Consider the following 22,392-nt stretch of genomic DNA (forward strand, 5'->3'; position numbering starts at 1 on the left):
CGGGACGGGGATGGCGAGATCAGGCGGTTTTGCGTGGGGACGGGAGGGCGCGCGGTCGCGGGGCGTGGGGCGCGCGCTGATGGGCGCGTTCGAGACCGAGGCGGCGGCACGGGGGCTGACCTGGCTGCGGCTGGAAACCGGCGCCGACCTGGTCCCGAACCGGCCCCGACCTGGCTGTCGCGATGCGGCTCTGCCGGGTGCGGCGCCTTCGGCGGTTCGCCCGACATCGCGTCGGCTCTCTTCATGGAAAAGCGGTTGTCGCGTCAGGGCCCGGAGCAGGTGAGCCTGGCATAGGCCATCGCCGGATCGCCGCTGAGCGTATCGGGCCGGATCGCGCAGCCGGTGGCGGTCTCGATCGCGCGGAAGGCCCGCAGCATCGCGCCCTTCCGGTATTCGCGATTGAGCCGGATGGCCTGAGCCTCAAGGCCCTTGCGCCGGACGGCGAAGGTCGAGCCGTCGACCTCGACCCTGACCGGCGGAATGCCGGCATAATCCGGTCCGGGCGAGTCGCAGGCCGATATGGCGAGACTCAGGGCAAGTGCCAGGATACGAAGCATCGCCCCATCCCATCCGAACATCCTTTACGAAAGGTAAACGTGCGATTGGCGCCACAGTCGGGCCAAGTCCCCGGGCCAGCGCGGCCCCGGACCCGCTGTCGTCTTGCGCCGCGGCCTGCCCGGCGCGAGCATGCGAGAAAAGACCGAGGAGCGGGCAGATGAAGACCATTGGCATACTTGGCGGCATGTCGGCTGCCTCGACGGCGCTGTATTACGAGGTCCTGAACCGGGGCGCGCGGGCGCGGCTGGGCGGGCTGCATTCGGCGGATCTGCTGATCCGCTCGCTCGATTTCGCTTTGGTCGAGGAAATGCAGGCGGCGGGCGACTGGGAGGCGGCGAGCGCGCTTCTCAATCGCGAGGCCAGGCGGCTGGAGGCGGGCGGTGCCGATTTCCTGATGCTGGCCACCAACACCATGCACAAGCTGGTCGAGCCGATGCTGGAAGGGGTGTCGATCCCGTTTTTGCATATCGCCGACGCCACCGCGCATCAGATCGGTGCGGCGGGGCTGAAGCGGCCGGGGCTGATGGCGACGGCCTACACGATGGAGCAGAGCTTCTATACCGACCGGCTGCGCGCCGCCGGGCTCGCGCCGATGCTGCCCGGCCCCGAGGACCGGGCCGAGACCCATCGCATCATCTATGACGAGCTCTGCATCGGCACCATCCGCGAGGAGAGCCGCCAGAGCTATGTCGAGATCGCCGGGCGGCTGGCCAAGCGCGGGGCCGATTGCGTCATCCTCGGCTGCACCGAGGTCGGGCTTCTGCTCAATGCCGCGAACGCGCCGCTGCCGGTCTTCGACACGACCGAAATTCACTGCGCGGCCGCGCTGGACCTGGCGCTGGCCGCCTGAGACCCGGCGCCGGGCGGTTGTTCAGTCCTTCGACTGCGCCGCCTCGCCCAGCGCCCGCGCCTCGGACAGGGTCAGCCCCGTGGCCAGCGCCTCGGGGTCCAGTCGCAGTTCGATCACGAAGGGCCGGTCGGAGGCCAGCGCCCGCTCGAGCGCGGGGGCGAAGGCGGCCTGATCGGTCACGGTCTCGCCCTCGCCGCCATACGCCCGCGCCAGCGCCGCGTAATCGGGATTGACCAGATCGGTGCCGCTGACCCGGCCGGGATATTTCCGCTCCTGATGCATGCGGATGGTGCCGTAGCGGCCGTTATTGGCGACGATCACCACCACATTGGCGCCGTTTTGCACCGCCGTCGACATCTCGTTGAGGGTCATCTGGAAACAGCCGTCGCCCGCGAGGCAGATCACCGGCAGCCCGGGGCGGGCCAGCTTGGCCGCGATCGCGGCGGGAAAGCCGTAGCCCATCGAGCCCGAGGTCGGCGCCAGCTGGGTGCCGGGGCCGCGATAGCGGAAATAACGGTGCAGGAAGGCGGCGTAATTGCCAGCGCCGTTGGTCAGCACCGCGGTCTCGGGCAACGCCTCCGACAGGTGGGTGACGACCTCTTCCATCCGGACCGCCCCCGGGGTCGGTTTGGGCGTGGTCCAGGCCTCGTAATCGGCGCGGGCGGCCCGGGTCCAGGCCGACCAGCGCGGCGGCGTTGCGGGCGCGCCGGCCCGGGCCAGGGCCGCGACCACGTCGGGCGCGCTCAGCGCGATGCCGGGATCGGGACGCCAGATCCGGCCAAGCTCGTCCGGGTCTGGATGGACATGGACCACGCGCTTGTCCTGCACGGCCGGGTCCATCAGCGAATAGCCCGCGGTCGCGGTATCGCCCAGCCGGGTGCCCAGCGCGATCACCAGATCGCAATCCCGCAGGCGCTGGCCCAGCACCGGGTTCATGCCGACACCGAGATCGCCGACATAGTTCGGGTGGCGGTTGTCGAGCCGGTCCTGACGGCGGAAGCTGACCGCGACCGGCAGGTCATGGCTTTCGGCGAAGCGCGCCAGATCGGTTGCCGCCTGCGCCGACCAGTGCGGCCCGCCCACCACGACCAGCGGCCGTTCGGCCTCGTCCAGCGCGGTCAGGACGGCGGCCACCTGTGCCGGGGTCGGGTCGGGTTCGGGCCAGATCCGGGCCGGAATGTCGGGCACCTCGGCAATGCCGCTCAGCATGTCCTCGGGCAGGGCCAGCACCACCGGCCCCGGGCGCCCCGATTGTGCGGTATGGAAGGCGCGCGAGATGTATTCGGGCAGCCGACGGGTCTCGTCGACCTCGGCCACCCACTTGACCAATGGCCCGAAGAAGCGCCGGTAGTCGAGTTCCTGAAAGGCTTCGCGGTCGCGGTCGCTGCGCGCGATCTGGCCGACGAAGACCACCATCGGCGTCGAATCCTGCCGTGCGACATGCAGTCCGCTGGCCGCGTTGCAGGACCCGGGCCCGCGGGTGACGAACAGTACGCCGGGCCGGCCGGTCAGCTTGGCATGGGCCTCGGCCATCATTGCCGCGCCGCCCTCGTGACGGCAGACCACATTCGGGATGCCGGCATCGTAAAGCCCGTCGAGCGCGGCCAGAAAGCTTTCGCCGGGTACCGAGAACACCCGCTCGACCCCCTGGATCGCCAGTTGGTCGGCCAGGATCTTTCCGCCATGACGCCGCATGTTTTTCCCTTTCCTCCGATCCCCATCGGGAGCAGCCTGCGCCAAGCCTGCGGCAGGAGCAAGGCGCGCCGCGTGCAGGACTGCGTCGGAGGACTGTCGGGCGGAACCGGAACGGAGAAAGAAGATGTCCGATCACAAGCTGTTGGGAATCGCGGGGGCTCTGCGCAAGGGGTCCTATAACCGGATGCTGCTGCGCGAGGCGGCGCGGATCTTCGACCCGGCCGAATTCGTCGAGGCCGATCTCAGGCTGCCGCTGTTCGATCAGGATCTGGAGGACGCGTCTGGCATTCCGCCCGGGGTTCAGTGCCTTGCCGATCAGATCGCCGCGGCCGATGCGGTGGTGATCGCGGGGCCCGAATACAACAAGAGCATCACCGGCGTCCTGAAGAACGCGCTCGACTGGGTCAGCCGGACCGGAGGCACGCCCTGGGCCGACAAGCCGGTGGCCATCGTCTCGGCGACGGGCGGCCGGGCCGGGGGCGAACGGACGCAATTCGCGCTCAGGCTGTGTCTGGTGCCGTTCCGGGCGCGGGTGCTGGCCGGTCCCGAGGTCCTGGTGGGGCTGGCCCCGGAGCAGTTCGACGCGGCCGGGCGGCTGACCAACGAGATCAACCTCAAGGCGCTCGAGGCGCTGATGCAGGCTCTGAAGGCGGAAATATCTCGTTAATCGGTCTCGTGCATAGTCCCTGCGCAGGCGGGCTGTCGTCGTGACCGCCCCTGTCAGTCCAGAGGCCGGAAGAGAGACCGCGAAGAATGCCAGAGCCCGCCGACATCAGCGGCCCAGGTACGGACGCCCCGAAAGAGGCCGTCGGGAAGTCACAGGTCGCCACGGATGTGCTCGATCCCACCCGGATCGTGGCGCTGTTCGTCGCCCTCGGTCTCGAGGGCAAGCCGCCGGGCCATTACGATCCGCTGCCGCCCTATTTCCACCAGGTCTATTTCTGGGATGTGCACCGTCCCGACCAGCTTGGCCGGGACGGTCTTCCGCATGTCGGCGGCAACGGGTTCATTCCCGATCTGGGCCTGCCGCGGCGGATGTGGGCCGGGGGGCGGCTGACCTTCTACGGCCCGCTGCGCCAGGGGCTGCCGGCACAGAAGACCTCGACCATCGAGAAGGTTCAGATCAAGAAGGGCCGGTCGGGGCCGCTGGCCTTCGTCACGCTGCGCCACGATATCGTCGAGGGCGGCATGCTGCGGCTCACGGAATACGAGGATCTGGTCTATCTGCCCGATCCCGACCCCGCCCGGCCGCGCCCGCCCGCGCCCGCCGCGCCCGAAACCTGGGAAGACGCGGTCGAGATGACCTTCACGCCGACGCTTCTCTTCCGCTATTCGGCGCTGACGCTGAACGGTCACCGCATCCATTACGACCGCGACTATTGCCAGCGGGTCGAGGGCTATCCGGGGCTGGTGGTGCAGGGCCAGCTGCTGGCGCAGTTCCTGATGCTGAGGGCCAATGCCCATGGCACGATCCGGCATTTCAGCATGCGCGCCTATGCACCGGTCTTCGATTTCGAGACGGTGCAGCTTTGCCGGGCGGGCGACCGCTACTGGATCCGGGGCGAGGATGGCCGCCTGGCAGTGATGGGCGAGGCCGTCTTCGCACCCAGCGCGCTTTGATCCGTCCCGCCGCCTTCTTGGGTGGCCTCTGTCTCGCCTCAACTCTCGACTTGCCGAGGTGAATGCAGACAGAACCTAGCGCTTGTAGGGAGCCATGCCGGCGCGGGCCAGTTCGTCGGCGCGTTCGTTCTCGGGATGGCCGGCATGGCCCTTGACCCAGGTCCAGGTCACCTTGTGGCGGGCCTGTGCCGCATCGAGCCTTTGCCAGAGCTCGACATTCTTCACGGGTTTCTTCGCCGCCGTCTTCCAGCCATTCTTCTTCCAGCCGTGAATCCAGCCGGTGACGCCGTTCTTCACATAGGCGCTGTCGGTGACGACGGTGATTTCCGAGGGACGGCTCAGGCTTTCCAGCGCGTTGATCGCGGCCAGAAGCTCCATCCGGTTGTTGGTGGTCGCTGCCTCGCCGCCCGAAAGCTCGCGCTGCTTGAGCACGCTGTCGCCCTCGCGAGCCTGCAACAGCGCGCCCCAGCCGCCCGGTCCCGGGTTTCCGCTGCAGGCGCCGTCGGTATAGGCGAAAAGCTCGGTCATGATGCTGTCCTTCCCGGTCTGGTCCCGTCTGGCCTCCGTTGGGCTGCCGTCTGGCGATCTCCTGGCCACGGAGAGGTCAGGGTCGGGCGGGTTTAGGGCGCGTCGCGCGCCGGGTCAATCGGGCCCGGGTCACTGGCCGGTCTGCTCAGTCGGGGCGGCGGGCCAGCAGATAGAGGCTGGCGAAGGGCCTGCCGTCGAAGCCGGTGCCGGGCTCTGTCTCTTCGGTCTCTACCGCGAGGCCCGCGCGCTCTAGCGCGGCGCCGAAGCCTCCTGGTGTGACATAGGTGTAAAACCGCCCGAGCCGGTCCCGCGCCTCGCCCTCGCCCTGTTTCATCGCGACCGCGAAGACGCCCCCGGGCCGGAGCGCCCGGGCGATGGCGCCCAGATGGGTGGGCAGGGCGGCGCGCGGGGCGTGCAGCAGGCTGAAATGCGCCCAGATCCCGTCGAAGGCGGCCTCGGCCTCGAGATCGGCAAAGCCCGCGACCTCGACATGTATCCCGTGGCGGGCCCGGGCGACGGCGGCCATTTCCGGGCAGGCATCGAGCGCCGTCACGCGCAACCCCGCAGCCGCCATCCCGGCCGCAGCCCAGCCCGGCCCGCAGCCGAGATCGAGTGCCGCACCGCCCGCGGGCAGGCGGGCGATGAAGGCGGCCAGCCGGTCCTGCGCGACCCGGCCGTGATGGATCGCCGAATAGGCCTCGGCCCGGGCCGCATAGACGGCCAGCGTTCCGGCGTCGCTCACAGCAGCAGCGGCAGTGCGAGGCAGCCGGTCGCCACGGCGGCCAGCGGCAGGCGCAGCCGCAGCCACCAGCCCGGGGCAAGCCCGAGCTTCCAGAAGAAGAAATCGAGCAGCAAGAGACCCAGATAGCCCGCGATCAGCGCGACGAGGCTGCCTTCGGGGCCGCCCCCCACCATCAGGAAAGCCCAGATCGCGGGCAGTACCGACAGCCCGCAGGCCGGGCCCGCGACCGGCCCGTCGGCCCGGCCGGCAAAGCCCCAGAGAATGCCCGACATGAAGACCAGCAGCACGGTGCCGTAGAAGTTCAGCAGGTAGATCCCCATGAAGCGGGGTCCGACGGTCTGGATGCCGATGTCGAACAGGCCCGGCACGGTCGCGCTGAGCGTGCCCCAGATAAGCGGCAGAAGCGCGGTCAGGCCCAGAAGAAGCGGTGTGCGGGGAATGTCGGTCATGTTGTCTCGAAGGCCAGTTTCAGCCCCAGCCCGGCGAAGACCGCGGCAAAGCCCCGGTTGAGCCAGGCCATGGCGCGGGCGCTGGCCAGAAGGCGGTCGCGGGCGGCGGCGGCGAACAGCCCGTAGCCGAGAAAGACTGCAAGGGTCAGGCCCATGAACACCCCGCCAAGGGTCATCATCTCGGCCGTCGCGGTGGCCGGGTCGCCCGACAGGAAGGGCGGCAGGAGCGCCAGGAAGAAGAGCGAGAGCTTGGGATTGAGGATGTTGATCAGCGCGCCGCGCAGGGCGATCCGGAAGACCCCGTCGCGCCCCGTCCGTTCGCCGATCTGCAGCGCGCCGCCCTGCCGGACCGCCTGCCAGGCCAGATAGATCAGATAGGCGACGCCCGCGAATTTGACGATCTGGAAAAGCAGTGCCGAGGAATGCAGAAGGGCCGCGAGCCCCAGCATGGCGGCGGCCAGATGCGGCAGGATCCCGAGGGTGCAGCCGAGCGCGGCGGGCAGCACGGCCCGGCGTCCCTGCCCCAGCGACATCATCAGCGTGTAGACGACGCCGGTGCCCGGGGCCAGAACCACCACCAGCGCGGTCAGCAGGAACTGCGTCGACAGCATCAGGCCAGTTCGCGCACGATGCGCGGCAGGCGGAACTCGATGCTCTCGTCGGCGGTCACGACCTCCTCGACGGTCAGATCGAAGCGGTCGCGGAAGGCCTGCATCACTTCCTCGATCAGCACATCGGGGGCCGAGGCCCCGGCGGTCAGCCCGATGGCCGAGGCCCCCTCGAGCGCGCGCCAGTCGATATCGGCGGCGCGCTGCACCAGCTGGGCATAGTCGCAGCCCGCATTGGCGGCGACCTCGACCAGACGGCGCGAATTCGACGAGTTCGGCGCCCCGACCACCAGCAGCGCCTGCACCTTCGGCGCCACGGTCTTGACCGCGCCCTGGCGGTTGGTGGTGGCGTAGCAGATGTCTTCCTTGTGGGGCCCCTCGATATTCGGGAAGCGCGCCTTCAGTGCCGCGACGACGCCCTGGGTGTCGTCGATCGACAGCGTGGTCTGGGTGATATAGGCCAGCCGGTCGGGATCGCGCACCTCGAGCCCCGCGACCTCGTCGGCGGTCTCGATCAGCAGCACCTCGCCCTCGGGCAGCTGGCCCATGGTGCCGATGGTCTCGGGATGGCCGCGATGGCCGATCATGACCATCTGCTTGCCGTTCTCGTGATGGCGCTGGGCCTCGAGATGGACCTTGGACACAAGCGGGCAGGTGGCGTCGACGAAGACCATCTCGCGGCGACGGGCCTCGGCGGGCACCGCTTTCGGCACGCCATGGGCCGAGAAGATCACCGGCCGGTCGGGCGGACAGTCCTCCAGCTCCTCGACGAAGACGGCGCCCATGTCGCGCAGCCGGTCGACCACGAACTTGTTGTGGACGATCTCGTGGCGGACATAGACCGGGGCACCCCATTTCGCGAGGGCGGCCTCGACGATCTTGATCGCGCGGTCGACGCCGGCACAGAAGCCCCGGGGGGCGGCGAGAAAGAGAGTCAGCGGCGGCTTGGTCATGGGCTCTGTCTCCTGTTCGACTGTCAGAGGTAAACCCGGCCGGGCCGCGCGTAAAGTCCGGGGCTCAGCCAGAGGCCGCCGCAGTGGCCCAGGCGAGCGCGGCATATCGCCCGGTCTTGGCCAGCGTGACCAGAAGCACGAACAGCCAGACCGGCGTGCGCATCATGCCCGCGACCACGGTGAAGGCATCGCCGAAGGGCGCCCAGCTCAGCAAGAGCGTCCAGACGCCCCAGCGCCCGTACCAGTGCTGGGCCCGGTCGAGCTGGGCCTCGCTGGCGGGGAACCAGCGGCGGTGGCGGAACCGCTCGATGCCGCGGCCGAGCAGGTAGTTCACGACCGCGCCCAGCACGTTGCCGATGCTGGCCACCAGGATCAGCCAGCCGATGCCGATCTGCCCGGCCAGCTGCAGCCCGACAAAGACCAGTTCGGACTGGAACGGCAGGATGGTGGCCGCGCCGAAGGCGGCGGCAAAGAGCGCGAACAGCTGAAGAACGAGGGGCGAGACGGGCATCGCTTCCTTGAGATGCGGTGCGATGCCCGGGTTTCAAGCATGTCGGACCGGCTTTCAGGCACGCAGGGGGGGGGGCGGGCCGTGCCGGTCTCGGCGCTTGTCGGGCTCAGTCGTTCTGGGCGGTTTCCGAGCGCGGTTCGGCGCGGGGCTCGCGCGGGGGGCGGCCGATCACCTCTTTCAGCTCGTCGAGCTCGATGAAGTTGTCGGCCTGGCGGCGCAGCTCGTCGGCGATCATCGGGGGCTGGCTGCGGATGGTCGACACCACCGAGACCCGGACTCCCTGACGCTGGAGGCTTTCGATCAGCGGCTTGAAGTCGCCATCGCCCGAGAACAGCACGACATGATCGACGCGGGGCGCCAACTCCATGGCATCGACGGCCAGTTCGATATCCATGTTGCCCTTGACCTTCCGGCGGCCCTGGCTGTCGGTGTATTCCTTCGCGGGCTTCGTCACCATGGTGAAGCCGTTGTAGTTCAGCCAGTCGACAAGCGGACGGATCGGAGAGTAGTCGTCATTCTCGAGCAGCGCAGTGTAGTAGAAAGCCCGGAGCAGCTTGCCTCTGCGCATGAATTCCTGTCGGAGGAGCTTGTAGTCGATGTCGAAGCCCAGCGCCTTCGCGGCGGCATAGAGATTCGATCCGTCTATGAACAGCGCCAAGCGCTCGTCTCTGTAAAACATCGTTGGTCCTTCTGGTCAGCGCCCGCCGGATGAACGCCGAGAGTGGTTTGATGAGGGGGGCATTCTTGAAAAACTTAGTCCTGCGGGCCGTCAAATGAACATGTAAGGATCGCGCCATATGCCGCAACCTGAAAAATCAATACCAGCATGGCCAAAAGGCCTGATTGCCCTCGGCGGGAATATGGGATCCGGAGCCGGCGCGCCTGAAGCGACCCTGGCGGCGGGGCTTGCCGCGCTCGAGGCCGAATCGGTCCGAATCGTGAAAATCAGCAGATTTTATCATACGCCGAGCATGCCGGAAGGGTCGGGACCCGAATTTGTGAACGCGGTGGTCGAGATCGCGACCGATCTTTCCGCCACGGCCTTGCTGGCTCGCCTGCACGGGATCGAGGCGCGATTCGGCCGCGAACGCCGTATCCGCTGGGCGCCGCGCACGCTCGATCTCGATCTGCTCGATCTGGATGGCGCGGTGCTGCCCGATGCCGCCGTGCAGGCGCGCTGGATGGGGCTGGCGCCGGAGGCGCAGGCCCGCGAGGTCCCCGACCGCACGATCCTGCCGCATCCGCGGATACAGGATCGCGCCTTCGTGCTGGTCCCCCTGGCCGAGATCGCGCCGGACTGGCGCCATCCGGTGTCGGGACAGACCGCGCAGGAGATGCTGGCGGCCCTGCCTGCGGCCGAAATCGCGGGCATTTCGCCGTTTTCGGGGCCATGGTCAGGTGTATCCGCTCTTGTCAAGACCTATCCAAGCCAATAGATAGGGGGTTCAACTTTCCAATGGAGCGGAGAGACCCATGGCCCGCGTGACGGTCGAAGATTGTGTCGACAAGGTACCGAACCGGTTCGAGCTGGTGATGCTTGCCGCCCATCGCGCCCGTGAGGTGGCTTCGGGTGCCAGCCTTACCGTGGATCGCGACAACGACAAGAACCCGGTCGTCGCCCTGCGCGAGATCGCCGAGGAGAGCCAGTCGGCCGACGATCTGCGCGAGCGGATGATCGAGGCGCATCAGACCCAGATCGAGGTCGACGAGCCCGAAGAGGATTCGATGGCGCTGCTGATGGGCGGTGCGGCCAGCGAACCCGACCGTCCGTCGGATGACGACATGTCGGAAGAGAAGCTCCTGCGCGCGCTGATGGAAGCCCAGGGTCAAAGGTAGGACGGCCGGGGCGCGGGCGGGCCTGTCGGCTCGTGGCGCCCCCCTTCAAGATGGCGGCCAGATGATCGACGTCGAAGACCTGATCTCGCTGGTCCGCAACTATAATCCCCGCACGGACGAAGATCTCATCCGCCGCGCCTATGCCTATGGGCGCGAGATGCATGCCGGGCAGCGGCGCCGGTCGGGCGAGGAATATTTCATGCATCCGGTCGCGGTCGCCGCGATCCTGACCGAGCAGCGGCTGGACGATGCGGCCATCGTCACGGCGCTTTTGCATGACACGGTCGAGGACACCAAGTCGACCTTCTCCGAGATCGAGCGGCTGTTCGGTCGCGAGGTGGCCGAACTGGTCGATGGCGTGACCAAGCTGACCAATCTGCAGCTGACTTCGAACGAGACCAAGCAGGCCGAGAATTTCCGCAAGCTCTTCATGGCGATGTCGAAGGATCTGCGGGTGATCCTCGTCAAGCTCGCGGACCGGCTGCACAACATGCGCACGATCAAGTCGCTGCCGATCGAGAAGCAGGTGCGCAAGAGCCACGAGACCATGGATATCTACGCGCCGCTTGCGGGCCGGATGGGCATGCAGTGGATGCGCGAGGAGCTGGAAGACCTGGCCTTCCGGGTGCTCAATCCCGAGGCGCGCAACTCGATCATCCGCCGCTTCATCACGCTGCAGCGCGAATCGGGCGACGTGATCCAGAAGATCACCCAGGACATCCGAAAGGAGCTGGACCGCGAGGAGATCGAGGCCGATGTCTTCGGCCGGGCCAAGAAGCCCTATTCGATCTGGCGCAAGATGGAGGAGAAGGGGCAGGGCTTCTCGCGGCTGTCGGACATCTACGGCTTTCGCGTCATCACCCAGAGCGAGGGCGACTGCTACCGGGTTCTGGGTGCGATCCACCAGCGCTGGCGGGCGGTACCGGGCCGGTTCAAGGACTATATCAGCCAGCCCAAGTCGAACGGCTACCGCTCGATCCAGACCACGGTGTCGGGGCGCGACGGCAAGCGGGTCGAGGTGCAGATCCGCACCCGGCAGATGCATGAGGTGGCCGAATCGGGCGTCGCCGCGCACTGGTCCTATCGCGATGGCGTCAGGGCCTCGAACCCGTTCGCGGTCGATCCGGCGAAATGGCTGGCCTCGCTGACCGAGCGGTTCGAGACCGAGGACCATGACGAGTTCCTCGAGCATGTGAAGCTCGAGATGTATTCCGACCAGGTGTTCTGCTTCACGCCCAAGGGCGATGTGATCAAGCTGCCCCGGGGCGCGACGCCGCTGGATTATGCCTATGCGATCCACACCCGGATAGGCGACAGCTGCGTCGGTGCCAAGGTCGACGGCATCCGCGTGCCGCTCTGGACGCGGCTCAAGAACGGCCAGTCGGTCGAGATCATCACCGCCGAGGGCCAGCGCCCGCAGGCGACCTGGATCGACATCGTCGTCACCGGCCGCGCCAAGGCCGCGATCCGCAAGTCGCTGCGCGAGGAAGACCGCGAACGCTATATCAAGCTCGGCCGCGAACTGGCACGGGTGGCGTTCGAGCATCTGGGCAAGAAGGCGACCGACAAGGCGCTGCGCACTGCCGCCAAGACCTTCGGCCTGGCCGGCGCGAACGAATTGCTGGCCCGGCTCGGCTCGGCCGAGATGCGGGCCCAGGACGTGGTCGAGGCGCTCTATCCCGAGCTGGCCAACACCACCGGCGACGAGATCGACGCGACCCGCGCGGTGATCGGTCTCTCGCCCGACGAATCCTTCACCCGGGCGCCCTGCTGCCAGCCGGTGCCCGGCGAGCGCATTGTCGGCATCACCTATCGCGGCCGGGGCGTGATCGTGCATGCGATCGACTGCCCGGTGCTGGAGAAGTTCGAGGAACAGCCCGAGCGCTGGGTCGATCTGCACTGGCATTCGGGCAAGCATCCGGCGGTGCATAATGTCGGCTTCCTGCTGACGATCCGGAACGATGCCGGCGTGCTCGGCCGGATCTGCACCTTGATCGGCGAACAGAAGGCCAATATTTCCGATATGGAATTCGTCGACAAGAAGCCCGATTTTTACCGCTTGCTGGTTCAAGTGGATTTGCGGGACGTCGAGCATCTTCACACCGTGATGACAGCTCTTGAGGCTGAAAGCGACGTGGCCGAGTTGGAGAGATACCGAGACCCCGCGCGCACGATGTAAGGGGCCACCCGCTGGAAAGGACCCAAGGCTTGGTGTTCAAGCGCCGCGACAAGAGAAGCGTCGGCAAGATCTTGCTCGACAGCGTCTATCCGCGCGGCGGATGGGGGCGGGCGGCCTATTACATATCGCACCGCCTGCGCCGCCTGCCGGACACGCCGCGCAAGATCGGGCGTGGCATCTTCGCCGGTGTCTTCACGGTCTTTACCCCGTTCTACGGCCTGCATTTCCTGATCGCGGGGCTGCTGGCCAAGGCGATGCGCGGCAATATCCTGGCCGCGCTGCTGTCGACGCTGGTCGGCAATCCGCTGACCTATGTGCCGATCGGGGTGGCCTCGCTCAAGCTGGGGCACTTCCTGCTGGGGACGCGCTTCGACGAGAATGTCGACGAGACGCTGGTGGCGAAATTCGCCGGGGCGGCCTCGGATCTCAAGAACAACCTGATTGCGCTGTTCACCGATGCGGTGCCGCACTGGGCGCGGCTGTCGGTCTTCTATCACGAGGTGTTCCTGCCCTATATGGTGGGCGGTTGCATTCTCGGTATCGTTGCCGGGCTGATCTCTTATTATGCCAGCGTGCCGGTGCTGACCGCCTATCAGAACCGCCGCCGCGGGCGGCTGAAGAAGAAGCTGAGCGAGCTGCGGGCCAGTGCCGCGGCCAAGGCCGAGGACCGGGGCTGAAGACTGCGGCTCAGGGCTGGGGCTGAAGACCGTGGCAGGGAACCGGGACGGAGAGGTCTCCGGGGGGGGGCTGGGAGGAGAGAGAATGACAGCGACCGGAAACGGGCTTCGGCTCGGCGTGAACATCGACCATGTGGCCACGCTGCGCAACGCCCGCGGCACGGCCTATCCCGATCCGCTGCGCGCGGCCTTGCTGGCCGAGGCGGCGGGGGCCGATGGCATCACCGCGCATCTGCGCGAGGACCGGCGGCATATCCGGGATGCCGATATCGACGCGCTGATGGCGGGGCTGAGGGTGCCGCTCAATCTCGAGATGGCGGCGACCGACGAGATGCAGGCGATTGCGCTTCGGCATCGCCCGCATGCGGTGTGCCTTGTGCCTGAACGGCGCGAGGAACGCACCACCGAAGGCGGGCTCGACGTGGCAGGCGACGCCGCGCGGCTGGCGCGTTTCATCGCGCCCCTGGCCGGGGCCGGCTGCCGGGTCTCGCTGTTCATTGCCGCCGATCCGGCCCAGGTCGAGGCCGCGGCAGAGGTCGGCGCGGCGGTGGTCGAGCTGCATACCGGCGCCTATTGCGATTTCCACCACGAGGGCAGGCTGGCCGAGCGCGATGCCGAGCTTGCCCGGCTGACGGCGATGGCGCGGCATGCGCAGGGGCTGGGCCTCGAGGTGCATGCGGGCCATGGGCTGACCTATGAGACGGTGGCCCCGGTGGCGGCCCTGCCCGAGATCCGCGAGCTCAATATCGGGCATTTCCTGATCGGCGAGGCGGTCTTCCTCGGGCTCGGCGCCTCGATCGCGGAGATGCGCCGCCGGATGGAGGCCGCGCGCGGCTAGATCTGCGGCCCCCGCACCCGCGTTGCTGCCCGGCGTTCCGTGCCCCCCCCGGCCGGGGGGCTCCGGCCATAAGGCGTTGGCCGGAAGGCGCGACGCCTGGACCCGGGCGTCCGGAGCCGCCGAACCCGGCGCCCGAGGGCGTCGGTCCGTGCGGCGATAAGGTTCCCACGGCGATGACGAGAGCCGGGATGTCCCCTCCCTGCCGCCCGCAGCTCCGAAGATCGTCGGCGCGACCCGGGGCCTGCCCGGGCGTCCCTGGTCATGGCCGGCGGTCCTTCTGCCCGGCCCGGTCGTCTCGCAGCGCTCAGTCGCCGTCGCGGAAATCGAGGCCCATCTCGGAATAACGTTCGGATTCCTCAAGCCAGTTCGGGCGCACCTTCACATGCAGGAACAGATGCACGGGACGGCCGAGGAATTCGGCGATCTCGGCCCGGGCGGCCTGACCGACGGCCTTCGCGGTCTCGCCCTTGTGGCCCAGCACGATCCCCTTGTGGCCGTCGCGCGCGACATAGATCACCTGGTCGATCCGGGTCGAGCCGTCCTTGCGGTCCTCCCAGTTCTCGGTCTCGACGGTCAGCTCGTAGGGAAGTTCCTGATGCAGCCTCAGCGTCAGCTTCTCGCGGGTCATCTCGGCCGCGATCATCCGCATCGGCAGATCGGCGATCTGGTCCTCGGGGTAGAGCCACGGCCCCTCGGGCAGGGTCTCGGCCAGCCAGCCGCGCAGGTCGTCGACCCCGTGGCCCTTCTCGGCCGAGATCATGAAGGTGCGCGCGAAGGGATAGGCCGCGTTCAGATCGGCCGACAGCGCCAGCAGCGCCTCGGCCTTGACCCGGTCGATCTTGTTGATGGCGAGCGCCACGGTCTGGCCCCCGGCGGCGCGCTCGTGCAGCGCCTCGAGAATGGCGTCGACGCCTTCGGTGCGGCCGCGATGGGCCTCGATCAGCAGCACCACGATATCGGCATCGGCGGCGCCGCCCCAGGCGGCGGCGACCATCGCCCGGTCGAGCCGCCGCCGCGGGCGGAACAGGCCTGGCGTGTCGACGAAGACGATCTGTGCCTCGCCCTCCATCGCCACGCCACGGATCCGGGCGCGGGTGGTCTGCACCTTGTGGGTGACGATCGAGACCTTGGCCCCGACCATCCGGTTCAGCAGGGTGGACTTGCCCGCATTCGGTTCTCCGATCAGGGCGACGAATCCGCTGCGTGTGCTCATGCGTGTAAACCTCCGGCTCAGGCCCGGGCTTTACGCGATAAGTGCTCCCGGCGCCAGCCGGATGCGGGCAAGGGGGCGTCAGTCCTCGCCGGCGCCCGGTCCCGAGACCTGCTTGGCGCTGTAGGCCGGTTCACCCAGACGCCCGAGCAGCGCCAGCTGGGTGTCGAGCCAGCCCTTGTGGCCCTCTTCGTCCAGCACGATCTTCTCGAACAGCGTCCGGCTGCCGATATCGCCCACCTCCATCGCACGCTGGGCGGCCTTTCTGTAGACGTCGATCGCCTCCTGCTCGTCGGCGGCATCCATCTCGAACATCTGTTCGAGGCTCTCGGCCCGCACCGGCTGTTTCTGAAACCGGATCTCGGGCGTGCCGCCGAGGAAGATGATCCGTTCCATGAAGAGGTCGGAATGGCCGATTTCCTCCTGCATCTCCTCGCGCATCTTGGCGGCCAGCAGATCGAGCCCCCAATCGTCGAGCACCTGCGCATGCAGCTGGTACTGATGGCCTGCGGTCATCTCCATCTCGAGCGCGGTCTGAAGGTCCTTGATGGTCTGGTCATTCGACATGAGGTCAGCCTTTCCTGTCATGGTTGCCGGGGCTGGGCGCGCCCCGCCTTCGAGACGCATGTAGGACGGATCGGCGCGCCCGCAGCCGTGCAGGTTGTCGCAGCAGGGCTTAGGGCCGCTCGAACCGTGGCCGAACCGGTCCGAGCGCTCAGATGGCAGGCAGTCGCCCGGTCTGCTGCCCGGTTTTCGTGCGGCAGCGGCATGAGGGAAGGGTCAGGACGGCGCGCGGCGCAGTGACGCCAGCAGCGCGGCCGCGGCGGTCTGTTCGGCCTGGCGCTTGGCGCCGGCGGTGGCGGTGGCTTCCTCGCCGGTTTCAAGCCGCGCGGCGATGGTGAAGACGGGCGCGTGATCGGGGCCTTCGCGGGCGATCTCGACATAGCGCGGCGGCTGCTGACCACGGGCCTGGGCCCATTCCTGCAGCGCGGTCTTGGCATCGCGGGCATCGGGCTCGACCTGCTCGATCCGCGCGCCCCAGAGCCGCAGCACCATGTCCCGCGCGGTCTCGAAACCGGCATCGCGATAGACCGCGGCGATCACCGCCTCCATCGCATCGGCCAGAAGCGCCTCCTTGCGCCGTCCGCCCGACATCATCTCGGAGCGGCCGAGCTTGAGCACGTCGCCAAGCCCGATCTCGCGGGCCACATCGGCGCAGGCCTCGCGGCGCACCAGCGCGTTGAAGCGGGGCGCGAGCTGGCCCTCCGAGGCCGCCTTGTCGGCCTTCAGCAGCGCCTCGGCCATGACGAGGCCCAGCACCCGGTCGCCGAGGAATTCCAGCCGCTGGTTGTCGGGCCGGGTCGGGCTCGACAGCGAGGAATGGGTGACGGCGCGCAGCAGAAGCTCGGGCCGGGCGAAGTCATGGCCCAGCCGCTGCGAGAAGGCGATCAGATCTGCAGCAAGTCTCACGGTTCAGTCGATTGCCTTGAAGAACCGGTCGGCGCGCCAGGTCCAGATGAAGAACAGCGACCGCCCGGCCGACGAGAACATGATCCGGTCGGCCCGGCCGATCAGGTTTTCGGCGGGCACGAAGCCGACGCCGCCATTGGCCTGGGCATAGCGGCTGTCGCGGCTGTTGTCGCGGTTGTCGCCCAGCACGAAATATTCGCCCTCGGGCACGGTATAGACCGGCGTGGTGTCGCGCGCGCCGCGGTCGGTGATGTTCAGGATGCCATGGCTGACGCCATTGGGCAGGGTCTCGATCGAGCGTGCCTTCATGCAGGTGCCGCCGATGCCGACCGGCGCGTTCTCGCATTCCGGATAATAGCCCATCGGCCCCTGCTTCTCGTAGGGCTCCTTGAAGATCCCGGCGGGTTCGACCTCGACCGGGGAGCCGTTGATGTAAAGCACGCCCTCGCGCATCTGCACGGTGTCGCCGGGCAGGCCGACAAGCCGCTTGATATAGTCCGAATTGCTGACCGGGTGGCGGAACACGACGACATCGCCGCGCTCGGGCTCCGAGCTCAGGAGCCGGCCCGAGAAGGGACACAGGCCGAAGGGGCAGGAATAGCGCGAATAGCCATAGGCCATCTTGTTGACGAAGAGGAAATCGCCGATCAGCAGCGTGTCCTTCATGCTGCCCGACGGAATCCAGAACGGCTGGAAGAACAGCGTCCGGAACAGGCCCGCGATCAGCAATGCCCAGAAGATCGTCTTGACCGTCTCCCAGAGACCGCCGCCCGCCTTTTCGTCCGTCTTCGCCATATGCCCGGTCCTGCCTTGTAGCTGCGCCGCCAGACGGCGCCGGAAAATGCCCCCGCTTCATGGGCGCGCGGCTGCGGGCTGTCAAGGCAGCGGGGCCGGAGGGCTTGCGCGCGGATCCGGCCATGACCGCCGGCAAGATGCAGGCGCCGTCGCTCCGGCGGATGCAGAGGAAACCTCGATGCCGCTGCCGCCCGGAGGCTTCGGAAAAACGGTGGAAGCCTTCTGTCGAACGCCCGATGACATCTGCCATGGTCGCGCCAGTGCGAGGCCGGCCGGGAGCGGGGTTCGAACCTCCCTGTCAGCGCCAGGCCGGGGCCCGGTCCTGTTGCGCCGACCCTGCCGGATGCGGCAGTCCAGGAGTGGCGGTGCACAGGTGGCGGTGCGCTGGCGGATTATCGCCTGCGGGAGGCCGGCGGTTTTGCGCGCGCCTCGATCACCACGAAGGCCTGCGCCCAGGGGTGGTCGTCGGTCAGCGAGACATGAACGATCGCCTCATGGCCTGGCGGGGTCAGCTCGGCCAGACGCTCGGCCGCCCAGCCGGTCAGTGCCATCACCGGCTGGCCGGTCGGCAGGTTGGTGACTGCCATGTCCTTCCAGGAAATGCCCATTCTCAGCCCGGTGCCCAGCGCCTTCGAGCAGGCCTCCTTGGCGGCCCAGCGCTTGGCATAGGTTCCGGCAGCGTCGGCCCGGTGCTCGGCCTTGGCCTGCTCGGCCTCGGTGAAGACGCGGGTCCGGAACCGGTCGCCGAATCGTTCAAGCGTCGCGGCGATGCGGTCGATATTGGCCAGATCGGTGCCGATGCCGAGGATCATCGCGTCGGCCTCCGCTCCGCGCGGACGCCGCGCGGCCGCAGGCTGCGCGGCCCGGCCCAACCGGAGGCGCCGCGGCAGCGGCAAGGACGGGCGGGAGCGCCCCCGCCACCGGCGGAACGGGCTTTCGGAACGGGCGGAACGCAGCGCATGGGGCCTCCGGATCGGTTGCTCTGCCCGGATGTACGCCACCCGGCCCGGTCAGGCAAATGCCGCCCTGTCACCCCGGCGCTGGCCTCTCCGGGCCGGGTGGCGCCGGGCGCGGGTCGGGAAGGTGGCCTCCAGCCGGTCCCCCGTTCCGCCCCCGCGGGGGCCGGGCCGGCCCCCCGCCAATGCGTGCCGAGGGCTCCCCTGAAGCCATGCGGCGCAAAGCTCGCACGGGGCGTCGTTGGCGGGTCTGCACGCGCCCGTTGACGCAGGGCGGGTGCGGCCCTAAATGCAGCGGCGGGCAGGGTCGGCGCCGCCTTCGGGACAGAGCCTCCCGAAAGCGCCTCGGCCCGGCCGAAATCCGAGCCCGAAACCGAGGGAGGCACAATGGCTGCCCCCGGCGATACGGCCCCTTTTTGGACTTTGCAGATGATGGCGGCGAGAGGTCTTTCCTCCGGCGACCTGATCGTGGATCGGCGGTTCGATTTCGCCGAGGGGCTGGCCCTCGGCGGCGATCTGTCGGCGGCGATCGAGGTGCTGGGCGAGGCGATGGAGCGGGTGCCCGGCTGGGCGGCCGGCTGGTTTCGACTGGGGGAATGGCATGAGGCGGCGGGCGCGCCCGAGCGGGCGGCCGAGGCCTGGGACCGCGCGCTCGCGGCCGATCCGCAGGACCTGCTGGGCGCCGGGCTCAAGCGCGACCTGGTGCGGGCGGCGCCGGTGGCCGAGACCATGCCGGCGGCCTTCGTCGAGGCGCTGTTCGACGATTACGCGCCGCGCTTCGACCGGGCGCTGGTCGAGCGGCTCGATTATTGCGCGCCCGAACTCCTGCGCCGGGCGCTGGACGGGCGGCGTTTCGGCCGGGCGATGGATCTGGGCTGCGGCACCGGGCTGGCGGGGGCGGCGTTCCGCGACATCTGCGAGCGTCTCGAAGGCATCGACATCTCGGCCGGCATGCTGGCGCAGGCCGAGGCCAAGGGGCTCTATGACCGGCTTACGAAAGGCGATCTCGCCGCGCTCGAGATCGGTCCCGAGCGCTACGACCTGATCATTGCCGCCGATGTCTTCGTCTATCTCGGCGCTCTCGAGCGTATCCTCGGCTGGTGCGCGGGCTCGCTGGCGCCCGGGGGCGTGCTGGCCTTCACCGTCGAGGCGGCGGCGCCGGGCGAGGGGCCGCTGGCGCTGCGCGAAAGCCGCCGCTTCGCCCATGCGCCCGATCATCTGCGGCCGGTGCTGGCCGCGGCGGGGTTCGGGGCGGTCCGGCTCGACCGGGCGGCCCTGCGCAGCGATCGCGGCGCCGTGATCGAGGGCTTCGTCGTCATCGCCACCGATCTGGTGCGAACCCCCGACCGGCAGGGCGACGGCGAGGATGTGGCGCTGGCCTGAGGCGGGACTGTGCATGAGCGCGCAGGGCTCTGTTCCCGCATCGCCCTCTTGCCCGGTCGCGGCCGATGCCTACGTCCGAGCCAACCCCTTCGAATGTCAAAGGACATTTTCAATGACCCAGCCCAAGCTCTTTACTTCCTTCGCCGCCGGCGACATCGCGCTGGCGAACCGTGTCGTGATGGCGCCTCTGACCCGCAACCGTGCCGAACGCGAGACGCTGGCGCCGACCGATCTTCATGTCACCTATTACAGCCAGCGGGCCGGGGCCGGGCTGATCGTGACCGAGGGCGCGCAGATCTCGCCCGAGGGGCAGGGCTATCTCGACACGCCCGGCATCTATTCCGATCTGCAGGTCGAGCGCTGGCGCAAGGTCACCGACGCCGTGCATGCGGCGGGCGGACGCATCGTGATCCAGCTCTGGCATGTCGGGCGGGTGTCGCATGTCTCGCTTCTGCCCGGCGGTCAGGCCCCGGTCGCGCCCTCCGCGGTCCCGGCCGACGGGGTCAAGACCTTCACCGCCGAGGGCTTTACCGGGGTGTCGGCGCCGCGTGCGCTCGAGACCTCCGAGATTTCCCGCATCCTCGGCGATTACCGCAAGGCCGCCGCGAATGCGATGGCGGCGGGATTTGACGGGGTCGAGATCCACGGCGCCAACGGCTATCTGATCGACCAGTTCCTGCGCGACGGCACCAACCGCCGGACCGACGGTTATGGCGGCCCGATCGAGAATCGCTGCAGGTTCCTGTTCGAGGTGGTCGAGACCGTGGCGGACGAGATCGGCGCGGGCCGTACCGGGCTGCGGCTGAGCCCGTTCTCGAACGCGAACGGCATTTCCGACAGCGACCCCTTCGCGGTGTTCTCGCAGGCGATTTCGGACCTGAACCGCTTTGGCCTCGCCTTCCTGCACATGGTCGAGGGCCAGACCGGCGGGCCGCGCGACTGGCCCGAGGGCCGCGGCATCCCCGAGCTGCGGGCGCTGTTCGAAGGCCCCTATATCGCCAATAACGGCTATGACCGGGCCTCGGCGATCGACGCGGTCGAAAGCGGTGCGGCCGACATGGTGGCCTTCGGCCGTCCGTTCATCTCGAACCCCGATCTGGTCGCGCGGCTGCGGCAGGGCGCCGGGCTGGCCGAGCCGAACCGGGAGACCATGTATGGCGGCGGCGCCGAGGGGCTGATCGATTATCCCGCGCTCGACGCGGCCCGCCCGGCCTGACCGGGTCTGGCAGGGGGCCGCGTCCGGCACGGCCCCCGACATATCGCCGATCAGGCGGCGGCGCGGCGGCGGCGCAGGGCGGCGAGCCCGCCCAGACCCGCCAGCATCAGCGGCAGCGTCGCCGGAACCGGCACCTCGGCGGCTTCGTAGCGTTGCAGCACTTCGACGCCCCGCAGGGGGTAATCGGTGAAGAAGCCGTCCATCCCGGCCTCGATCCAGGGCAGGAACATCTCCCAGGCGGCCTCGTCCGTCCTGGGCCGGAAGGTCCAGCCATGCACGCTCAGCCCAAGCTCATGCGCGGCGGCGATGAAGGCGGCATCGAGATCGTAGCCGAGATAAAGCCCCAGCCCGTCCGCGAACCCGGCGAGATCCTCGAGCGCGGTGACCTCGCCGGTGGTCGCGTCATAGACACCGAAGCCGTCGCCCAGATCCAGCGCATAGCCGAGCGCGGCGATCGCATTGTCCATGCCGGCCTCGGTCTGAAGCGCGGCGAGCTGGCGCGCGCCCTCATGGCTGAAGGTCTGCACGAAGGTGTTCGGCACCGAGCCGTCGAAGCCGTTGGACTTCATCTCCTGAAGGATCTGCCGGTTCATCGCCAGGCTGTTGGGGGTCTTGGCCTCGGGATAGATGCCGATCTGGGCGCCCGTCGCGGCGTTATGCGCGGCGACCAGATCCATCACCTCCTGAAAGGTCGGCACCTTGTAGGGATCGGCCATCGAGGGCGCGAAACCCGGATAGTCGGTCGAGGCGGTGGCGCCGGTGGGCTCGACCGTCAGCGACTTGATTTCGGCCAGGGTGAAATCCGACACCCGGTAATCGCCGTTCCGCGGAGAGAACAGCGCTTCGACATTGGTGGTGCGGGCCAGCGTCGCATCATGCATGGCGACCAGAACGCCGTCGGCGGTCATCTGCAGGTCGGGTTCGATCACGTCGGCGCCCATTTCGAGGGCGAGTTCATAGCCGCCAAGCGTATGTTCGGGCAGGTAGCCGCTGGCGCCGCGATGGGCGATGATCAGCGGCGCGTTTCCGTCGAGGGTGTTGTAAAGGCTGGCGGCCCCGGCGGGCACGGTCGAGATCAGCCCCAGGGAGAGGGTCGCGAGAATGCGTTTCATGTCGAAGATCCTGTTCGTCGCGTTGAATGACTTCGGGTGTGATTTGGATGTGGCTCCGGCCTTATGCGGAGATTGAAACGCCCGGGTCACCGTCTTGCGACAGCCGGATGAAAATGCGCCGGGGCGGTTGAGGGGGGCGATTGGCGCCGGCCAATGCGGGAGGCTCTCCGGCCCCCGACTCGGGCGCGCTGCGGGTCGATCTTGCC

25 protein-coding genes are annotated in these 22,392 nt (G+C 68.4%); 10 read left to right on the plus strand and 15 right to left on the minus strand.

Annotated features, from left to right (window positions below; all coding sequences use genetic code 11):
• Positions 1-263: 263 nt before the first annotated feature.
• Positions 264-557: a hypothetical protein gene (locus B5V46_RS01290; RefSeq protein ID WP_080614912.1), complete on the minus strand. Its 294-nt coding sequence runs from the start codon at positions 555-557 to the stop codon at positions 264-266.
• A gap of 158 nt (positions 558-715) precedes the next feature.
• Here B5V46_RS01290 and B5V46_RS01295 point away from each other — a divergent pair, with 158 nt between their 5' ends.
• A complete protein-coding gene (locus B5V46_RS01295) occupies positions 716-1,408 on the plus strand; it encodes an aspartate/glutamate racemase family protein (protein WP_080614913.1) in 693 nt (230 codons plus the stop codon).
• A 21-nt stretch (positions 1,409-1,429) separates the two neighbouring features.
• Here the strand turns inward: B5V46_RS01295 and B5V46_RS01300 are convergent, their stop codons facing one another.
• A complete protein-coding gene (locus B5V46_RS01300; protein WP_080614914.1) occupies positions 1,430-3,103 on the minus strand; it encodes a thiamine pyrophosphate-binding protein in 1,674 nt (557 codons plus the stop codon).
• A 124-nt stretch (positions 3,104-3,227) separates the two neighbouring features.
• Here B5V46_RS01300 and B5V46_RS01305 point away from each other — a divergent pair, with 124 nt between their 5' ends.
• Together B5V46_RS01305 and B5V46_RS01310 are read left to right on the plus strand one after the other, a co-directional pair.
• Positions 3,228-3,770: an NADPH-dependent FMN reductase gene (locus tag B5V46_RS01305; protein ID WP_080614915.1), complete on the plus strand. Its 543-nt coding sequence runs from the start codon at positions 3,228-3,230 to the stop codon at positions 3,768-3,770.
• An 86-nt stretch (positions 3,771-3,856) separates the two neighbouring features.
• Complete coding sequence (locus tag B5V46_RS01310; protein WP_231119189.1) at positions 3,857-4,723, plus strand: acyl dehydratase; 867 nt, start codon at positions 3,857-3,859, stop codon at positions 4,721-4,723.
• Between the two features lie 75 nt (positions 4,724-4,798).
• Here B5V46_RS01310 and rnhA read toward each other — a convergent pair whose 3' ends face one another.
• The 7 genes from rnhA to B5V46_RS01345 all read right to left on the minus strand — a co-directional run bounded on the left by rnhA (position 4,799) and on the right by B5V46_RS01345 (position 9,193).
• A complete protein-coding gene (rnhA, locus tag B5V46_RS01315; protein WP_080614916.1) occupies positions 4,799-5,251 on the minus strand; it encodes a ribonuclease HI in 453 nt (150 codons plus the stop codon).
• A gap of 145 nt (positions 5,252-5,396) precedes the next feature.
• Positions 5,397-5,993 carry a class I SAM-dependent methyltransferase gene (locus tag B5V46_RS01320; RefSeq protein ID WP_080614917.1) on the minus strand — a complete coding sequence of 199 codons (597 nt, stop codon included), beginning with the start codon at positions 5,991-5,993 and terminating at the stop codon, positions 5,397-5,399.
• The gene (locus B5V46_RS01325) at positions 5,990-6,442 is read right to left on the minus strand and encodes a DUF3429 domain-containing protein (RefSeq protein ID WP_080614918.1); all 453 of its coding nucleotides are present in this window, start codon (positions 6,440-6,442) and stop codon (positions 5,990-5,992) included. Before B5V46_RS01325 ends, B5V46_RS01320 begins: the two co-directional genes overlap by 4 nt.
• Complete coding sequence (locus tag B5V46_RS01330; protein WP_080614919.1) at positions 6,439-7,053, minus strand: LysE family translocator; 615 nt, start codon at positions 7,051-7,053, stop codon at positions 6,439-6,441. The genes B5V46_RS01325 and B5V46_RS01330 overlap by 4 nt, the downstream gene beginning before the upstream one ends.
• Positions 7,053-8,003: a 4-hydroxy-3-methylbut-2-enyl diphosphate reductase gene (gene ispH / locus B5V46_RS01335; protein WP_080614920.1), complete on the minus strand. Its 951-nt coding sequence runs from the start codon at positions 8,001-8,003 to the stop codon at positions 7,053-7,055. Before ispH ends, B5V46_RS01330 begins: the two co-directional genes overlap by 1 nt.
• Before the next feature lie 64 nt (positions 8,004-8,067).
• Positions 8,068-8,514: a YqaA family protein gene (locus tag B5V46_RS01340; RefSeq protein WP_080614921.1), complete on the minus strand. Its 447-nt coding sequence runs from the start codon at positions 8,512-8,514 to the stop codon at positions 8,068-8,070.
• A gap of 106 nt (positions 8,515-8,620) precedes the next feature.
• Positions 8,621-9,193: an NYN domain-containing protein gene (locus tag B5V46_RS01345; RefSeq protein ID WP_080614922.1), complete on the minus strand. Its 573-nt coding sequence runs from the start codon at positions 9,191-9,193 to the stop codon at positions 8,621-8,623.
• A gap of 118 nt (positions 9,194-9,311) precedes the next feature.
• Here B5V46_RS01345 and folK point away from each other — a divergent pair, with 118 nt between their 5' ends.
• From folK to B5V46_RS01370, 5 genes are all read left to right on the plus strand, one after another.
• Positions 9,312-9,950 (plus strand): 2-amino-4-hydroxy-6-hydroxymethyldihydropteridine diphosphokinase, encoded by a 639-nt coding sequence (gene folK / locus B5V46_RS01350; protein ID WP_080614923.1) that lies wholly within the window; start codon positions 9,312-9,314, stop codon positions 9,948-9,950.
• A 37-nt stretch (positions 9,951-9,987) separates the two neighbouring features.
• A complete protein-coding gene (gene rpoZ, locus B5V46_RS01355) occupies positions 9,988-10,350 on the plus strand; it encodes a DNA-directed RNA polymerase subunit omega (protein WP_080614924.1) in 363 nt (120 codons plus the stop codon).
• Positions 10,351-10,411: 61 nt separating this feature from the next.
• Positions 10,412-12,529: a bifunctional (p)ppGpp synthetase/guanosine-3',5'-bis(diphosphate) 3'-pyrophosphohydrolase gene (locus tag B5V46_RS01360; RefSeq protein ID WP_080614925.1), complete on the plus strand. Its 2,118-nt coding sequence runs from the start codon at positions 10,412-10,414 to the stop codon at positions 12,527-12,529.
• Between the two features lie 32 nt (positions 12,530-12,561).
• Positions 12,562-13,206: a DUF2062 domain-containing protein gene (locus B5V46_RS01365; protein WP_369822851.1), complete on the plus strand. Its 645-nt coding sequence runs from the start codon at positions 12,562-12,564 to the stop codon at positions 13,204-13,206.
• 85 nt (positions 13,207-13,291) lie between these two features.
• Positions 13,292-14,044: a pyridoxine 5'-phosphate synthase gene (locus B5V46_RS01370; protein WP_080614927.1), complete on the plus strand. Its 753-nt coding sequence runs from the start codon at positions 13,292-13,294 to the stop codon at positions 14,042-14,044.
• A 304-nt stretch (positions 14,045-14,348) separates the two neighbouring features.
• Here the strand turns inward: B5V46_RS01370 and era are convergent, their stop codons facing one another.
• From era to acpS, 5 genes are all read right to left on the minus strand, one after another.
• Positions 14,349-15,257 (minus strand): GTPase Era, encoded by a 909-nt coding sequence (gene era, locus B5V46_RS01375; protein WP_080614928.1) that lies wholly within the window; start codon positions 15,255-15,257, stop codon positions 14,349-14,351.
• Between the two features lie 78 nt (positions 15,258-15,335).
• On the minus strand, positions 15,336-15,821 hold the full coding sequence (locus B5V46_RS01380; RefSeq protein WP_080614929.1) for a bacterioferritin: 486 nt from the start codon (positions 15,819-15,821) through the stop codon (positions 15,336-15,338).
• Positions 15,822-16,034: 213 nt separating this feature from the next.
• Positions 16,035-16,724, minus strand: a complete 690-nt coding sequence (gene rnc / locus B5V46_RS01385; protein WP_080614930.1) for a ribonuclease III — start codon at positions 16,722-16,724, stop codon at positions 16,035-16,037.
• A 3-nt stretch (positions 16,725-16,727) separates the two neighbouring features.
• On the minus strand, positions 16,728-17,519 hold the full coding sequence (gene lepB / locus B5V46_RS01390) for a signal peptidase I (protein ID WP_080614931.1): 792 nt from the start codon (positions 17,517-17,519) through the stop codon (positions 16,728-16,730).
• A 392-nt stretch (positions 17,520-17,911) separates the two neighbouring features.
• Entirely contained in the window at positions 17,912-18,331 is a 420-nt protein-coding gene (gene acpS / locus B5V46_RS01395) for a holo-ACP synthase (RefSeq protein WP_080614932.1), read from the minus strand.
• 573 nt (positions 18,332-18,904) lie between these two features.
• Here acpS and B5V46_RS01400 point away from each other — a divergent pair.
• Both B5V46_RS01400 and B5V46_RS01405 read left to right on the plus strand, forming a co-directional pair.
• Positions 18,905-19,858, plus strand: a complete 954-nt coding sequence (locus B5V46_RS01400) for a class I SAM-dependent methyltransferase (RefSeq protein WP_231119190.1) — start codon at positions 18,905-18,907, stop codon at positions 19,856-19,858.
• 112 nt (positions 19,859-19,970) lie between these two features.
• Positions 19,971-21,074: an alkene reductase gene (locus B5V46_RS01405; RefSeq protein ID WP_080614933.1), complete on the plus strand. Its 1,104-nt coding sequence runs from the start codon at positions 19,971-19,973 to the stop codon at positions 21,072-21,074.
• Between the two features lie 50 nt (positions 21,075-21,124).
• On the opposite strand, the gene B5V46_RS01410 is transcribed toward B5V46_RS01405, so the two are convergent.
• The gene (locus B5V46_RS01410) at positions 21,125-22,186 is read right to left on the minus strand and encodes a glycerophosphodiester phosphodiesterase family protein (RefSeq protein ID WP_196774306.1); all 1,062 of its coding nucleotides are present in this window, start codon (positions 22,184-22,186) and stop codon (positions 21,125-21,127) included.
• Positions 22,187-22,392: the final 206 nt, after the last annotated feature.

Source organism: Rhodovulum sp. MB263 (assembly GCF_002073975.1).
Taxonomy (GTDB): domain Bacteria; phylum Pseudomonadota; class Alphaproteobacteria; order Rhodobacterales; family Rhodobacteraceae; genus Rhodovulum.